Raw genomic sequence first — 16,893 nt, forward strand, 5'->3', positions numbered from 1 at the left:
AATGCTAGTATAGAGTTAGGAAGTATAAAGGAGTTGATTCGTGTGAATATCCTAAAGCGCTATGGCTTTTATTTTTTATTAGTAGGTGTTATCAGCGACTTTTTAACGCCATATGTTTTAGGTTTTTTTTATCCCCAGTTGGATCAAATGACGAGTGTGATGAGTTTATTTGGGGATGTGGATAGTCCAGTTCGCCAAGCGTTTCTGATTTGGTCAGTTGTGGCAGGCTGCTTTTATGTGCTAGCGTTACCAGCACTTTATTCAGCCTTCAAGCCAGTGTCCCATGGGCTAGCAGGACTGGCAGTGTTGGCGATTGGCGCTTATGGGATCGGGGATTGTATTTTTACCGGATTGTTCAGCGTGGATTCTGCGGAGGCCCAGTGGAATTTTTCTACTTGGGTCCATAATATTGGCTCTGGTATTGGTTATGCCGGTTTTCTACTGTTTCCATTGATCTTATTCTTTTTATATCGTATACAAAAAGATAAACAAATGAGTCGACGGTATCTTATTTTATTTTGTTTAAGCATCGCTGTTGCTGCTATTTACGGCTTGGCCCGACTGCCGCAATTGAATCAATTTGCCGTCTTCAAACAGTTGGGTTTTTGGCAACGTTTGAGTTTTATTTTTAATTATTTGCCAATCGTTTATCTAGCGATGACCCAATTAAAGAATCGCAAAAGCGTCAAGAAATCAATCAAAAATATTTAGGACTAGGTTTGTTCGTTTCTTATAAGGCGAATATTTGGTCACAATAAAAGCAGGAATACGGCAGCAACTCTTGTCTGCCGTATTCCTGCTTTTTAAAATGTCTGGTGAATCTCATGTAGCGCATGGGCAACAGTGGGATGTTGAATAGGGGAGTGCTCGCGTTTTTCCCATAAGCGGTTAAACTGTTTTTCGACTTCTGGTTGCATCGAAGTAAAAATCAACTTTTGCTGGTTTAAAGTAGCGATAGAAAAGTAATCATTGAAACTATCCAAAGCGGTCAAGTCGATACTAGGAACGCCGCGCAGTGAAAAAATCAGACCTTCTTTGTTGATGACTTGGTCTAACGTCTTTTTCAATTGATTGGCGGACATAAAAAAGAGTGGACCTGTAATATAGATCACTGCCCAGTCAGAACCGACAGGAGAATCAGGAAGATCCATCCGTTTCCAATCAATATCCTCAGTTATTATCGAAATTCGGGCACTTTTAGCGATGAAAAAAATGCAACTGCAAATGACCCCGATCACGATCGCGATACTTAAGTCAAAGATGATTGTGCTGAACATCGTCACAGAAAACAAAAGCAAGGCGGAACGGTTTTTTTCATGGATCATGGCTTTGATCGTTGCCCACTCATGCATCCGCCAGCTAGTGATGAGTAACACGCTGGCCAACGCCGCCATCGGAATTTGTGACATGATTGGGGCGAAGAGGATCATTGATAAAAATAGAAATAGTGCATGAAAAATACCTGCTAAACGTGTTTGTGCGCCTGATTTGATAGCGACACTGGTTCTCGCGATAGCTGCCGTTGCGGGGATGCCCCCGAAAAAAGGTAAAATGATATTGCCGATTCCTTGAGCAATTAATTCCTGATTGCTGTCAAGGTCTTTTCCGGTCATTCGTCCGGCAGAGGCCCCACATAATAGACTCTCAATCATTCCCAACATCGCAATGCTAATTGACGGTAAAAGCAATTGCTTGATAGAAGATAGGCTAAGGGCAGAGAGTTGAAGGCGTTCACCAGTTAATAAAGAAGTTGGAATTGTGCCGACTTTCGCCACTGGAAATTGAAAAATAATGGTTGCGAAAGTGGCAAGAATAATAGCAACGAGCGAAGCTGGCAAAATTTGATTCCATTTTTTTGGATAAAGGAGAAGGATCAATAAAATAATGATTCCTAATGCTAGGGTCGGAAAATCAGGAGAAAAACCATCTTTATAGCTTATTAACTTAGCTAAGGAATTTTCACCAGTAGAACTCGTGCCAAAAAAGTTATCAATTTGTCCTAAAGCAATAATAATGGCGATTCCCGACGTGAAGCCGGTAATCACTGGTGAGGGGATGAAAGAAGTTAAACTACCCAATTTCAATAGTCCGGCAAAAAGTAAAATCAAACCTGCGATAAACGTCGCTAGTAAGACCCCCGCTAACCCTTGAGTCGCGATGATTCCTGTTAAAATGGCAGCCATTGCACCGGTTGGTCCAGAAATTTGATAAAAGCCGCCTGAAAGACTGCCAATCACTACCCCTGCAATGATCGCTGTGATCATTCCTGCGGCGGCGTCTGCTCCACTAGAAACACCAAAAGCCAGAGCTAAAGGGAGGGCAACTGCGGCAACAGTCAATCCCGCTAGTAAATCTTTTTGCAGCTTTTCTTTTGAATAATGAAGAAACTCTTGTTTTAACATTTTTTTGTAACGCTTGATCATAAAACACTCCTTTTAGAAAACACGACAAAAGCCCGTTGATCAACGGGCTTTTAATAAAAGACAGTTTTCATATTTTTTAACTATCTTTAACTATAAAGTAGATAGAATAAAAGTACAATGGTTTTCTTAAGGCTTTTTGCAGCTCGACATATTCGTCAAATGTAGTATGTGATAACTGATTACAAGGAATCAGCATTTTCAGCGTACTTTTGTTATACTAGAATCAATCGAAACAATGGATAAGGAAGTGAATAAAATGGCAAAAGATGAGTTGCAGCAGCATATGGATAAGGGACGGTATGGAACGCCGCAAGTCAATCCAGATGAGCAAAGAAAATATTTAGGAACTTTTCGTGAACGGTGCTTTTTGAGCATGACCGTCAAAGAGATGGGAAATCCTACCGATCGAGACCACCTGCTGACAGAAATTCAAAAATACCCAGAAGGCAAGCTGTTGATCAATGGAGAAGTTCCCGAGACGCTGCAAAGCACCTTTATTGCGCTGGCTTCTAAGAACTCGGTGGATTTTACGATTGTCAATGACGCGACAGTGGATTCTGAAGATAGCATCGGTTTGTTATTAGTGACAGATCATGCGGTGAATGAAGAGATCATTGATATCGAAAAAAAATACCCGCCTAAAACAGATGATGAAACTGCCGATCCGAAAGAAAAGAAAAGCTTTTTTGGTAAGCTATTTGATTAAGGAAAATTAAGCAACCAAGAATTACTGTTGACATTTTTCCAAAGACTCGGTATTATACTGCTTGGGCACCCTTTTAGTAAGGGTCAGTGTTTAGTGAATTCAAAGCTCCCTATCAAAAAAGATAGGGAGCTTTCTTTTTGTTTGGTTCTACGGACGTATCTTTCAAAAAAGAGAAGTCGGTTTTGCCTTTCAGATTCTTTTTGCTAGACGTTTCCTGCAAATTAGTATGAAGGAGTTTTTTCATTTATGACAAAGTATATTTTTGTAACTGGCGGCGTAGTTTCATCAATCGGCAAGGGAATCGTGGCAGCATCATTAGGTCGTTTGCTTAAAAATCGGGGATTGAAAGTGACTATCCAAAAATTCGATCCGTATATCAATGTCGATCCAGGTACGATGAGTCCATACCAACACGGTGAAGTTTTTGTAACAGATGATGGTGCTGAAACGGACTTGGACTTAGGTCACTATGAACGTTTTATCGATATCAACTTGAATCAATACTCCAACGTAACGACAGGAAAAATCTATTCAGAAGTGATTCGTAAAGAACGCAAGGGCGAATACTTAGGTGCGACAGTCCAAGTAATCCCACACATTACCAATGAGATCAAATCAAAAATCATGCGCGCAGCAAAGATGACCGATTCAGATGTCATCATTACTGAAGTTGGCGGTACCGTAGGGGATATTGAATCCTTGCCATTCTTAGAAGCTTTGCGTCAAATGAAAGCTGAAGTCGGTGCGGACAACGTGATGTACATCCATACAACGTTGATTCCTTACCTTAAAGCAGCGGGGGAAATGAAAACCAAGCCAACGCAACACAGCGTTAAAGAGTTACGTGGTTTAGGGATTCAACCAAACATTTTAGTCGTTCGGACAGAACAACCTGTTTCTCAAAGTACCAAAAATAAATTAGCACAATTCTGTGATGTCGCTCCAGAAGCGGTTATCGAATCTCGTGACGTAGAAACACTTTACTCGATTCCATTGGCCCTACAAGCTCAAGGTATGGATCAAATTGTTTGTGATCATTTGAAATTAGATGTGCCAGTAGCGGATATGACTGAATGGCGCGCATTAGAAGAAAAAGTCTTGAACCTTAAGAAGAAGGTCAAAATTGCTTTAGTCGGTAAATATGTAGAACTACCAGACGCGTATATCTCAGTGGTAGAAGCATTGAAACATTCCGGTTTCGCTTTTGACTCAGACATCGAGATCAACTGGATTCAATCACAAGATGTTACTCGCGAAAATGTTGCGGAAAAATTAGCGGATGCTGATGGTATCTTAGTTCCTGGTGGCTTTGGGGATCGCGGGATCGAAGGGAAAATTGAAGCTATTCGCTATGCTCGTGAAAACGACGTACCATTCTTAGGAATCTGCTTAGGCATGCAAATGGCCTGTGTAGAATTTGGTCGCAACGTTGCTGGACTTGAAGATGCGAACTCAGCGGAAACTGTTCCAGATACGACCAATAATATTATTGACTTGATGGCTGATCAAGAAAATATCGAAAACTTAGGGGGAACCTTGCGTCTTGGTTTATACCCATGTAAGTTGAAAAAGGGCAGCAAAACAGCTGCGGCATATGACAATGAAGAAGTGATTCAAGAACGTCATCGTCATCGCTATGAATTCAACAACCAATATCGCCAATTGTTTGAAGATAAAGGCTTGGTCTTCTCAGGTGTTTCTCCTGACAATCGTTTAGTCGAGATCGTTGAAATCCCTGAAAACAAATTCTTCGTGGGTTGCCAATTCCACCCAGAATTAATCTCACGGCCAAACCGTCCTCAACCATTGATCAAAGCGTTCGTTGGAGCATCATTAGAAAACAAAGAAGCAAAATAAGCATAACTATAACTGGAAGGTGGTCGCACTTTCCAGTTTTTTTATATAGCAGGATTAACTATGTCTGAAATTTTTCTTCTTTTTTCATGAAAAATGCTTTACTTCTTGCAATAGCAGTAAATAAAACCAAAAAAGTTGAAATGTAAAGGTTTTATCGAATGGTTTGCAGTAGCAAAGATGTCGAAACTTTGATAGAATTAACACGTTAGTTAAGCATCGCTTAACCAAATAGTAAAAAAGAAAATCTTAGGAGGAATTTTTTATGCCAGTAGTATCAGGAGCAGAGTTCTTAAAAGCTGCACGTCAAGGCGGATATGCAGTAGGTGGATTCAACACGAACAACTTAGAATGGACTCAAGCGATTTTAAAAGCTGCAGAAGCTAAAAAAGCACCAGTTCTAATTCAAACATCAATGGGCGCTGCAAAATACATGGGTGGATACAAAGTTGCTAAAGACATTATCTGTAACTTAGTTGATTCAATGGGTATCACTGTACCAGTTGCTATTCACTTAGACCACGGTGACTACGAAGCTGCTTTAGAATGTATCGAAGTTGGCTATACTTCAATCATGTTTGATGGTTCTCATTTACCATTCGAAGAAAACTTGAAATTAGCTAAAGACGTTGTTGAAAAAGCTCACGCTAAAGGTATCTCTGTAGAATGTGAAGTTGGTTCAATCGGCGGCGAAGAAGACGGAATCATCGGCTTAGGCGAATTAGCTGACGTTGAAGAATGTAAACAAATGGTTGCTACAGGTATTGATTACTTAGCATGTGGTATTGGTAACATCCACGGCGTTTACCCTGAAAACTGGAAAGGTCTTGCATTTGACCACTTACAAGAAATCGCAGATGCTGTTGGACATGAAGTACCATTAGTATTACACGGCGGTTCTGGTATTCCTAAAGAACAAATCCAAAAAGCAATCTCAATGGGTGTTTCTAAAGTCAACGTTAACACTGAATTCCAATTATCATTTGCTAAAGCAACTCGTGAATATATCGAAGCTGGCAAAGACAAAGAAGGAAAAGGCTTTGACCCTCGTAAATTGTTGGCACCAGGTGTTGCTGCAATCGTTAAAGATGCTGAAGAACATATCGACTGGTTCGGTTCAGCTAACAAAGCTTAATCAATTAAGGCACTCGAGAAGTGTACCAATTTCGATTGGTATGCTTCTTTTTTTTACGTGAGAACAATCATGCTTTGATAGCGAGCTTTACGGAGGAACTGTTTTGGCGATAAGCAAGAGTCTTCGTTTTATCGTTTAAAAATTAAGCAAGTTCGCGAGCCCGTTTTATTTATACATAGTTTTAATAATGCTTCCTTTTTATACCAGCGAATCTATGCTAAAATAATTAATAGTCTATAAACTTCAAAATAATTAATTAGGTGAAAATAAATGAAAAAAATCGAAATTCATGGCGGAAAGCCATTATCAGGTAATATTACAATTAGCGGCGCAAAAAACAGCGCTGTCGCATTGATCCCAGCAGCAATCATGGCGGACTCGCCCGTGACTTTAGAAGGGGTTCCCGATATTCAAGACGTTCATTCCTTGATCGAAATTTTAGAGATCATGGGGGCTAAGGTGACGTTTTCTAATAATCGAATGGTCATCGATCCAAGTAATGTGGTTTCAATCCCGATGCCAAGTGGAAAAATCAATTCACTACGAGCTTCCTATTATTTCATGGGGGCGTTAGTCGGAAAATTTGGTGAAGCGGTCGTTGGGTTACCAGGAGGCTGTTTCTTAGGTCCTCGTCCGATTGATTTGCATATTAAAGGCTTTGAAAGCCTTGGCGCCGACGTGTCTAACGAACATGGCGTGATTTATCTACGAACCGATGACGAAGGTTTGAAAGGCGATCGCATCTTTATGGATGTGGTGTCGATTGGGGCGACCATTAACGTGATGCTAGCAGCGGTTAAAGCAAAGGGCAAAACAATTATTGAAAATGCCGCAAAAGAACCAGAAATTATTGATGTCGCCACTTTATTAAATAATATGGGTGCGAAAATTCGTGGCGCTGGTACCGATGAGATTCGGATCGAGGGCGTAGAGGAATTACACGGCTGCGTTCATTCAATCATTCCTGACCGGATTGAAGCCGGAACGTATTTAGCGTTAGCTGCAGCGATGGGTGAAGGCGTGACGGTTCATAATGTGATTTATGAACATATCGAAAGTTTTATCGCTAAATTGGAAGAAATCGGTGTGGAAATGAATATCTCTGAAGACAGTATTGATGTTCTGCCTTCGAAGAATTTGAAGACAGTTGATGTGACTACTTCGCCTTATCCCGGCTTTGCGACGGATTTGCAGCAGCCATTGACGCCTTTATTATTAAAGGCGCAAGGGACGGCGGAAGTCATTGATACGATCTATTCTAAACGAGTGAACCACATCCCTGAATTGGTTCGTATGGGGGCTGATGCTCGGGTAGAAGGCAACCTGATCGTCTTAAATGGACCAAGCAAGTTGCACGGAGCGGAAGTTGTAGCTTCTGATTTACGTGCGGGGGCTTGTTTAGTGATTGCCGGTTTAATGGCAGAAGGCACAACAACGATCTATAATGTAGAATACATTTTACGTGGTTACGATCACATTATTGAGAAACTGACGGCTCTTGGTGCTACTATCGAAATGATCGACGAGGAAGAGGCGGAATAATGAGCGATTATTTAACTATGGCGGAGCTTGAAAATAAGACGCTGAAAGAAATTTACGCATTTGCTAAGGATTTCAAAATCCCTTACTACAGTCAAATGAATAAAAAAGAATTGTCTTTGGCCGTTATTCGAGCACAAGCTGAAAAACAAGGCTTCTTCTATATGGAAGGGGTCTTGGATATCGTCGGTCAAGACGGCTACGGCTTTTTACGTCCGATTAACTATGGCTCAAGCGCCGAGGATATTTATATTTCATCTTCACAGATTCGCCGCTTTGGGTTACGGAATGGGGACAAAGTTGCTGGAAAAGCACGTCCGCCAAAAGAATCGGAACGTTATTACGGGTTGATGCACGTGGAAAGTGTCAATGGCAAAGATCCAGAAGAAGCCAAAGAACGTCCACACTTTCCAGCGTTAACCGCACTTTATCCAGACAAACAGTTGGTGTTGGAAACGACACCAGGCCGACTGTCTACTCGGATGATTGATATCTTTTCACCAGTCGGCTTTGGCCAACGGGGGTTGATTGTGGCGCCACCTAAAGCAGGGAAAACGACGATCCTAAAAGAAATCGCCAACGGCATTACCGATAATTATCCGGAAGTCGAATTGATCGTACTTTTGATCGATGAACGGCCAGAAGAAGTGACGGATTTAGAGCGCAGTGTCAAAGGCGATGTGGTGTATTCCACCTTTGACCAGCAGCCGCAAAATCATACCCGTGTGTCTGAGTTAGTCTTGGAACGGGCGATGCGGCTAGTCGAAGACAAACGCGATGTGGTGATTCTAATGGATAGTATCACCCGTCTAGCGCGGGCGTATAACTTAGTGGTGCCTCCAAGCGGACGGACATTAAGTGGTGGGATTGATCCAGCCGCATTATACAAACCAAAGAAATTCTTTGGTGCCGCTCGAAATATTGAAGAAGGCGGCAGTCTGACGATTTTAGCCACTGCCTTAGTTGATACCGGCAGCCGAATGGACGATGTGATTTACGAAGAATTTAAGGGAACTGGAAACTTAGAATTACAATTATCTCGTGAACTATCAGAGCGCCGCATCTTCCCAGCAATCGATATCAAGAAATCTGGTACACGGAAAGAAGAACTGTTAATGAGTCCGGATCGTTTAGAAGAAATCTTCAAACTGCGGAACAACATGACAGGCGACTCATTAGAATACACGTCACAGTTCATAAATTTCCTAAAGAAATCAAAAAACAACGAAGGAGTTTTCAAGGCCTTCAAAGACGTTTCCTTCGGCGGAAAATCACCCCGACGAAATCAAAAAAGATAATTGCATTGTCGAATCATTCATGATAGTATATTCATGTTGCGAATTGCAAAAATAACTCTGAACCAGCAAATGATTCAGGGCAAAGGAGCGAAAAAAACTATGAAACAAGGAATTCACCCAGAATATCATCCAGTTGTCTTTATGGACTCAACGACAGGTTTCAAATTCTTGTCAGGTTCTACTAAATCTTCACAAGAAACAGTTGAATGGGAAGACGGAAACACTTACCCTGTAATCCGTGTCGAAGTAACTTCAGACTCTCATCCATTCTACACTGGACGTCAAAAATTCACGCAAGCCGATGGACGTGTCGATCGTTTCAACAAAAAATACGGTCTCAAAGACGCCAACGCAGAAGAAAAATAAAAGGACTGTTCAAACAGACTTTAACGAGTTTCCTATTTTGGGAGGCTCGTTTTTTATAACCTTCTTTTGTATTCGTAAGATTATATTGGCAAATATCAAATTGAAAGAACCATTAGGCTTAGAAAAGAGAGAAGCTTATTTCTTTGTTGCAAAAGTAGATTTATAAAAAGAACTTTATTTATGATTTTTTTTAATCATGCAGCTCCTTGTCAGAGCTCTTTTGAGACACGATATTATTTATTAATTCGAGCTTCTCTTTTCTATTCAAACGAAAAAAATGTGCTGGAAGAAAATCGACAGGATTTTTCTACCAGCACTAAAAATTATAGAATTCAACAAGGAAATCTTATTTTCTATTTTTAAGTTCCTTCATGGTTACGAGTGCGACAGGAGTCTCAGCAACGACAAGACCGTCTGCATTTAAGGTAACGTCAGCGACCTCGTCCATATTTGTGACGACGATCAAAACATCTGTCTCTTTTTTAGCCTCTACTACAGCTTTGATATCCATCTCTGCGATCATGGTAGTGGGAGTGACTACATCTCCAACATTAACGTAAACGCTAAAAGGTTTTCCGTTTAATTCAACGGTATCTAACCCCATGTGAATCAAGACCTCCAAACCAGAAGTTGTCTCGATACCGATTGCATGTTTTGTATCGAAAATACTAATGATTTTCCCATTAATAGGCGAATAAATTTGATTAGCTGTCGGAGTCACCGCGAAACCGTCTCCCATCATTCTTTGAGAGAAGACAGGATCACTAACCTCAATAATTGGTTTGACTTTACCCGCAACTGGAGCGTAAAGCGTTTCTAGAGTACTAATATTTTTTTTATCGGAAATTTGTACTTTTGGTTCTTTCTTTTTAAAGCGATCAAAAAGACTAAATTGTTGCATAGTAGCAATTTGCATAATCATTCTCCTTAAGGTTATTATTTAAATACGTAAAAAACTGCTGATCTCGTTAACAACGTCTTCTGATTGAGGCAAGATGCCGATTAAAGGTGCAAAGGCATGAATCATACCGCTGTATTGAAGAAAGCTGACAGGAACAGCTGCTTTCACAAGTTTTTTTGCAAATACTTCGTTTGCTTGACGAAAGAAATCATATTCTCCGACTAAAAATAGAGTTCTTGGCATAAAACCGATTTCATTCATTGCCAATGGGGAGGTCAGAGGTGCGTCAATTTTTTCGTCATGTTGCAGATAGTACTCTTTCATGATAGTGCTTAAACTTAACGTACGTTCAAATAGATTGTCTCGGATATTTTTTTGAACAGGAATAACTGGGTATGCGTTGACATTCCACAAATCTTGAGCATGTAAATCAAATGTAAGCACAGGATAAAGTAAGATTTGTGCTTCTATGGCAGGGGCCCCCATCTCATGGCAAAGGTATGAAGCTCCTAGAGCAATGTTTCCGCCGGCTGAATCACCCGCAATCGCGACTGTTCGTTGCAGTTTTTGCTGATAATAAAGTATGACCGCAGCGCCATCCCAGATTCCAGACGGAAATGGGTGTTCTGGTGCTAAACTGTAGTCGACACTAATAATTTGTCGGCCGCTTTTTTGTGCGATCGCCTTTAAAAAATCATGAACATCTGCCGGCGTTCCTCCATAAAATGAACCTCCGTGAAAGTAGATTAAAACGGCGTCTACTTCTAATTGTCGCGGAGTAAGGATTTCAACCGAGACTTTTCTTTCTAAATACTCGATAATTTTGGTAGTAGTTGATACATTATCGCCAGGGAAGTCGATTGTACCGACTACGTTATTTCCAGTACGGAGTTTTTCCAAATTTTTGTCGATTGGGCGCGCCTCTTGATATTTTTCTTCCAGCGCGGGAAAAATTAATGGACTGTATTCACCCGAAAAGATCTTGGAGTTGATGGGTTTGATGATTTTAGTCAAGCCGTCATTTGTTTCTTCAACGCTATTCTCAGTTAAAGAATTCAAAACTGCTTGATAACTTGTCATAGCAAAAACCTCCTATAGCTTCTAAGAATTAATGTACATGTAAATTAGCAAGCTTAGTTAATAATTTTGTAAATAAATTTCTAACTGTATTCGTTTGCATAGTAACACAGTATATTCTAGAAATCAATTATTTGTCTGAACAAATAATTGTAATAGTATGAATACATAGATAGAAGGACGTTCTCAATAAGAGGATATTTATCTCTGATTTTTAACAAGAAAAAAATAAAAATAGTTTTCAACAAAACTGTTGACAAAGCAATGAAAGGGCATTATTATTTGTTTGAACAAATAATTAAAGTTGTTTATACATTTTGGGAGGTAAGAAAAATGGCGGATAAGTATAGTGATGTTGCCAAAGAGATTGTAGATCATGTTGGCGGCAAGGAAAATATCAAAATGTTGACCCATTGTGTGACTCGTTTGCGTTTCGTTGTCAAAGATGAAAAGGCTATCGACGAAAAAGCGGTTAAAGAGATACCCTTAGTGAAAGGGGCTTTTCATTCTAATGGACAATACCAAGTTGTTATTGGTACCGGAACAGTGGATAAGGTATTCGATGAAGTAGAAAAGCAAACTGGGATTCAACAAGCGGATGCAGCAGAGTTAAAAGCAATTGAAGCATCAAAGAAAAATATTTTCCAACGAGGATTGAAAACGTTCTCCGATATTTTTATTCCAATCTTACCAGCGATTGTAGGAGCTGGTATACTGCTAGGAATTGGAAATATTTTGACTTCAGCTGGTATTTTTGGATCTGAATCTTTAGTTGCACAACATCCTCAGATTCAAGGACTGGCTGATATGATTATAATGATAGCGAACACGGCATTCACTTATATTCCAGTTTTAGTTGCTTGGTCGGCGGTCAAACGCTTTGGTGGCAATCCAATGTTGGGTGTGTTCTTAGGTTTAGTTTTGATCAATGCCCAATTGTTACCCGGTTCGCAAATGTCTTCCGTTATAAATGGAGATGTAAAACCGGAATACTGGCATATCTTTGGTCTTAAAGTAATGCAGTTAGGCTATCAAAATTCAGTTTTGCCTCCTCTAGTAGCATCATGGGTATTAGTTTTCTTAGAAAAAAAATTGAAGAAAATCGTTCCAGATACTTTGCAATTAATCGTGGTGGCTCCAGTGGCGATCGTTGTTACTGCTTTCTTGACTTTCTTAGCGATTGGACCATTTATGAACCAAGTGGCAACAGTAATTACAAATGGAATCATGAGTTTATTTAATTTTAGCCCGATTATTGCTGGCTTCTTGTTTGGCCTTTTATGGGAACCGTTGGTTGTGACTGGTATGCATCACGCTTTTATTGCAGTCAATATCCAATTGATCGCTCAAACTCAACAAAGCTTTATGTTATCAATCATTACGATCGTATGCGTTGCGGAAGCAGGCGCGGATTTCGCTATGGCATTGTTGACACGCTCTAAGCAAAAACGTGGTATTGCTATATCTGCAGGAACATCTTCTTTATTAGGGGTAACTGAGCCTTCTATGTTTGGTGTCACGATTCCTGCTAAATATCCTTTCATTTGTTCGATTCTGAGCGCTGGTGTTGCTGGAGCACTTATAATGATGTTCAAAGTTTATGCCATTTCATTAGGTCCAAGTGGTCCTTTGTCATTCACAATCATTCCAGCACAATTTTGGGCAAAGCATTATTTAGTTATGGGTATAGCTTTTATACTATCTTTCGCTTCAACTTTTGCTTATGGTAAATTCGCAAAGAAAGAAAAATCAGAAGTTGATGTAGCAACACAGACTGTAGTCGAGTAAAAAAATCGGATCTGGGTTGCAAGTAGACTTGCATCTCAGATCTTTTTCTAAAAATGATATGAAGGTGAAACGTATGGAACAAATAGTATGGCAACAAGTTTTTTCAAACTATCATAATCTTAACTATAACTTAGACAAACCACAGCGTTTATGCTTTTTACATAATACGGAAGGTGATCAATTACGCCTTGAGATGACGAATCAATATGATGAACAGCCTTTGATTGTCGATAGATTACGGATTAGTGGTAATGCTCATTTTGAGCAAGCAGTCACAGTAACTAGTGAGGGTATGGCAACTTTCAATATCCCCGCTTTCAGTAAAATTTGGACAGATACGGTTTCATTTCCTATCCATGCGGGCAAACCGCTTTACGTAGAAATCACGGTGCACAATCAAAAAGGAACGATCAATACTTTAGCGAGTTCTCTAGACCATCATTTAGTAGAAGTACTAGATTATGAAGATGATATCCAACAAAATTTTTATTTTGGAATAACGACGATTCAAGCGGAGACTTCATCTAAAATGACCATCGGATTTTTCGGAGACTCTTTAACCAACCAAGGTTATTTCAGTAATCAAGTTGCTACGATGCTTTATGAGGAATATCCAAATGAAGTTACTACCTTTAATGCGGGCATCTCTGGTAACCGTCTCCTCTTAGCAGGAAATTCGGAATCTGAATGGAACGAAAGTTTTGGCCCAGCAGGAGTCGAACGCTTTAAGGTAGATGTTCTAGAAAAGAGTCCGCAACTGGTGGTCTCTATGATCGGGATTAACGATTTGTTCCATCCGGGTGCGGGGTGTCCAGAAAATGAATTGCCTACTGCTGATGCTTTGATCAAGGCAATCAAAAAACTATCGGAAGTTTGTTCTGAAAGAGGAATCCTATTTGTACCAATGACTATTACTCCTTTCAAAGGTGCTGTCAATCGTGAGATTAGTTCCTGGAATCCGATAAAAGAAGCTATTCGTTCTACAGTTAATGATTTTATTCGTTCATATCCACATTGTATCGATATCGCAGCACGAATCGAACAAACTGATGATGTAGCTTCTTTGCAAGGCCTATATGATTGTGGCGATCACCTTCATTTTTCACCGGATGGAGCTGTTGTAATTGGGACCGCCGTATTCAATGTGCTGAAGCCGTTAATCGACTCAGCTATCAAAATGGAAATATGATTGTTTATTATCGGCTAATCCAGTAGAATTAGAAATATCGAGTCGTTACTGGAAAGGATCGATTACAATATGGCTGGAGCAAAGTTTTATCCTATATATATGAAATTAAAAGAACGTATTAAAAATGGTGAGTATGAGGAAATGCTGCCGACGGAGAGCGTATTGACGCAAGAATTCAACACAAGTCGCAACACGATTCGTCGCGCGATTCTGATGCTAAAAGAAGAAGGCCTGGTCTACAGTGTCAAGGGCCGTGGAGTCCTTATTTTAGAAACTATTGCTGATGATCGCTGGGACTTTGATGCTGGCGGATTTAATGGTTTAGAAGCGATCGAACAGGCGAATCAAATGGAAACAGAGACAAAAGTCTTGTGCTTAAAAAAAATCATCATAGATGAAAAATTACAGGGGAAGGTCCCCTTTACTACAGGTGAGATCTTGTATCAAGTTGAAAGACTCAGAATCTTAAATGGTGATCCTTTGATGCTAGATATCAGCTATTTTCGTTTTGACCAAGTCCCTATTCTGACTAAATCTATCGCGGAAAAGTCAATCTATCAATACTTAAAGGATCAAGATGTCCATATCGCCGCAGCAAAGCGTCGTTTTTTAGTGACGAAAGCTGATGAGAAAGATATGGAGTATCTAGATCTTGGAACGAACAATTGTGTAGGTGTCATGGAGAATCTTGTTTTTAATGACATGGGGAGGCTCTTTGAATATACTCAAAGCCGGTTCGTTCCAGATCGATTTAGTTTAACTTATTTCGCACAAAATGCGGATTTGTGAAAATAGTGTTAGTCATAAAAAATGAGTCTTGTAATGCACGTGGGCGTATAGCAAAGTTCAGTTTGAATTTTGCTGTACGTTTTTTCTGTTCTCTTGTTGTTTAGTCTTGACCCTGCAAACCAAGCAAAAAGGATCTCTTTGAAAAATCTAACAAACGATGTGAAGCAATTAATAAAATGGTGCATTTTAGGTTGCTAGCTGTATAATCAATCGGCTAATCCAATCATTTCTAACAAATAAAAGGTTTTTCTAATGAAAAAGGTGTTTGAAGTTTATTATTTCTAGTTCCAGAATAATTATACAATCATGATATAATCAATATTAGCATTAAAATTTTAGTAACTGTGTCCAAAATTATTTTAGAAAAAATAGAATCAATATGACCATCTCGGTCAGAACTTTAGAAGGCATTAAAGCGTCTATTTTACCTTACCTAATATAATGGTTACGAAGAGGATAATTGAAAAAAGATCGTAATGGATCCGGGCTTCATCTTAAGAACGACATATTAAATTTATTAAAAAAATTGATTTGTATGTAGAATAATGAGTGTCTATCTTCATAGGAAGCTCGTTTTTATTTTATTGCATCGCTTTAATTGTTGTTCTGGCCTATATCTGCTATGTTTTTAGTAGAGAGATGTTGGTGCTTGTGGAGGTGTTCAAGTTGTATCGAAAATGGGTTGCTGGCGGTCTAATTGTTTTAGGTCTTTTATATTCTTCTCCTGGGTCTGTGGCGGCATCGGAGTATGGACTGACGGATGCGCAGCAGAAAAAGATTGTGGAGCCTTATGACCGATTTTATCATGCAGCGTTTGCTGATAAAGCGGCTGTCGAGGATTTTGGGATGTATAAGATTCCGGGATTGTATGAAGCAGCAACGCTTAGTCTGGCAACAGGTAAAATAGCGGAGAGTCAAACCATGACGCCGCAGGGCATTGCTTTGACGGACAAATATGTATTGATCTCAGCCTATAGTCATGATCATCAGAACCATTCGGTAATCTATATGTTGGATCGGCAAACGCACCGCTATTTAAAAACAGTGGTTTTACCTGGGCATCCGCATCTTGGCGGAATCGCCTATGATCCGAAGCATCAGCGTGTCTGGGTGACGACGGATGGACTGTACGCCGGCTTGGCGTCGATTGATTTAAAAGTGATGGAAGACTATCAGTTGGAAGATCAGCGAGTAGTAGCTTATCATCAGCAGATTTCTTTGAATAATATCGCCCGCGCTTCTGCCTTGACTTATACTTCAGGTGTATTAGTGGTAGGTTATTTCACTTTAGATGAATATGGGCGTATGAGTACTTACCGTTTGAATGATCAAGGGGAGTTGACGACGACCTCACAGGAAAAGGTCTCTAGCTTTGATGCTGGTCAGCCAAACAAGGCAACACAGATGCCCGTAGCACCACCGCAATTTGCCCGCTCCATTGGTGCTTGGAAAACGTTGGCGATGGTTCAAGGGATTGCCTTTTATAAAGATTATCTGTTGATGTCCCAATCTTGGGGCCCAGAACGTTCTGGAAAGATTTACTTTTTTAACTTAGATAAAGTTGATCGCTATTTCTCGATTAAGGATGCGGAATTCAAGGTTGATACGCCGCCCTATATCGAACAAATAACCGTTAGTGACGATCAGCTCTTTACCCTTTTTGAAGGGGCCGCATTTCCTTATCGAAGAAGAAATCCCGTCTTAGTGGATCATGCGATCCAATTAAGAATTGATGATTTATTGGAAAAGACGGATGAATAATTGTGAAAAAAAGCAGCCGGTTGCCTGGCTGCTTTTCAATCGTAGGAAAGTTCGATACAATAATAAA

14 protein-coding genes are annotated in these 16,893 nt (G+C 40.0%); 11 read left to right on the plus strand and 3 right to left on the minus strand.

The annotated features are described in order from the left end of the window. Window positions 1-42: 42 nt before the first annotated feature. On the plus strand, window positions 43-711 hold the full coding sequence (locus tag RV00_RS02915) for a DUF998 domain-containing protein (protein ID WP_071861111.1): 669 nt from the start codon (window positions 43-45) through the stop codon (window positions 709-711). Between the two features lie 92 nt (window positions 712-803). Here the strand turns inward: RV00_RS02915 and RV00_RS02920 are convergent, their stop codons facing one another. Next, the gene (locus RV00_RS02920; RefSeq protein WP_071861112.1) at window positions 804-2,423 is read right to left on the minus strand and encodes a SulP family inorganic anion transporter; all 1,620 of its coding nucleotides are present in this window, start codon (window positions 2,421-2,423) and stop codon (window positions 804-806) included. 256 nt (window positions 2,424-2,679) lie between these two features. Between RV00_RS02920 and RV00_RS02925 the strand changes: the two genes are divergently transcribed. The 6 genes from RV00_RS02925 (at window position 2,680) to RV00_RS02950 (ending at window position 9,321) form a co-directional block, all read left to right on the plus strand. Beyond that, a complete protein-coding gene (locus RV00_RS02925; RefSeq protein ID WP_071861113.1) occupies window positions 2,680-3,129 on the plus strand; it encodes a YueI family protein in 450 nt (149 codons plus the stop codon). Window positions 3,130-3,375: 246 nt separating this feature from the next. Beyond that, the gene (locus tag RV00_RS02930; protein ID WP_071861114.1) at window positions 3,376-4,986 is read left to right on the plus strand and encodes a CTP synthase; all 1,611 of its coding nucleotides are present in this window, start codon (window positions 3,376-3,378) and stop codon (window positions 4,984-4,986) included. Between the two features lie 262 nt (window positions 4,987-5,248). Beyond that, a complete protein-coding gene (locus RV00_RS02935; protein WP_071861115.1) occupies window positions 5,249-6,118 on the plus strand; it encodes a class II fructose-bisphosphate aldolase in 870 nt (289 codons plus the stop codon). 270 nt (window positions 6,119-6,388) lie between these two features. Then, on the plus strand, window positions 6,389-7,660 hold the full coding sequence (locus tag RV00_RS02940) for a UDP-N-acetylglucosamine 1-carboxyvinyltransferase (RefSeq protein ID WP_071861116.1): 1,272 nt from the start codon (window positions 6,389-6,391) through the stop codon (window positions 7,658-7,660). Beyond that, window positions 7,660-8,955 carry a transcription termination factor Rho gene (gene rho, locus RV00_RS02945; RefSeq protein ID WP_071861117.1) on the plus strand — a complete coding sequence of 432 codons (1,296 nt, stop codon included), beginning with the start codon at window positions 7,660-7,662 and terminating at the stop codon, window positions 8,953-8,955. Before RV00_RS02940 ends, rho begins: the two co-directional genes overlap by 1 nt. 99 nt (window positions 8,956-9,054) lie before the next feature. Continuing rightward, the gene (locus tag RV00_RS02950; protein WP_071861118.1) at window positions 9,055-9,321 is read left to right on the plus strand and encodes a type B 50S ribosomal protein L31; all 267 of its coding nucleotides are present in this window, start codon (window positions 9,055-9,057) and stop codon (window positions 9,319-9,321) included. A gap of 346 nt (window positions 9,322-9,667) precedes the next feature. On the opposite strand, the gene RV00_RS02960 is transcribed toward RV00_RS02950, so the two are convergent. Both RV00_RS02960 and RV00_RS02965 read right to left on the minus strand, forming a co-directional pair. Further along, window positions 9,668-10,237 (minus strand): PTS sugar transporter subunit IIA, encoded by a 570-nt coding sequence (locus tag RV00_RS02960; RefSeq protein ID WP_071861120.1) that lies wholly within the window; start codon window positions 10,235-10,237, stop codon window positions 9,668-9,670. Window positions 10,238-10,261: 24 nt separating this feature from the next. Continuing rightward, complete coding sequence (locus RV00_RS02965) at window positions 10,262-11,302, minus strand: alpha/beta hydrolase (protein WP_071861121.1); 1,041 nt, start codon at window positions 11,300-11,302, stop codon at window positions 10,262-10,264. A 330-nt stretch (window positions 11,303-11,632) separates the two neighbouring features. Here RV00_RS02965 and RV00_RS02970 point away from each other — a divergent pair, with 330 nt between their 5' ends. The 4 genes from RV00_RS02970 to RV00_RS02985 all read left to right on the plus strand — a co-directional run bounded on the left by RV00_RS02970 (window position 11,633) and on the right by RV00_RS02985 (window position 16,826). Continuing rightward, window positions 11,633-13,087, plus strand: a complete 1,455-nt coding sequence (locus RV00_RS02970; protein WP_071861122.1) for a PTS transporter subunit EIIC — start codon at window positions 11,633-11,635, stop codon at window positions 13,085-13,087. Between the two features lie 73 nt (window positions 13,088-13,160). After that, the gene (locus tag RV00_RS02975; RefSeq protein ID WP_071861123.1) at window positions 13,161-14,276 is read left to right on the plus strand and encodes a GDSL-type esterase/lipase family protein; all 1,116 of its coding nucleotides are present in this window, start codon (window positions 13,161-13,163) and stop codon (window positions 14,274-14,276) included. 69 nt (window positions 14,277-14,345) lie between these two features. Continuing rightward, window positions 14,346-15,065 carry a GntR family transcriptional regulator gene (locus RV00_RS02980; protein ID WP_071861124.1) on the plus strand — a complete coding sequence of 240 codons (720 nt, stop codon included), beginning with the start codon at window positions 14,346-14,348 and terminating at the stop codon, window positions 15,063-15,065. A 666-nt stretch (window positions 15,066-15,731) separates the two neighbouring features. Further along, complete coding sequence (locus RV00_RS02985) at window positions 15,732-16,826, plus strand: YncE family protein (protein ID WP_071861125.1); 1,095 nt, start codon at window positions 15,732-15,734, stop codon at window positions 16,824-16,826. The last annotated feature ends 67 nt before the right edge of the window (window positions 16,827-16,893 follow it).

Origin of the sequence: Enterococcus devriesei (assembly GCF_001885905.1) — a bacterium.
Classification (GTDB): Bacteria; Bacillota; Bacilli; order Lactobacillales; family Enterococcaceae; genus Enterococcus_A; species Enterococcus_A devriesei.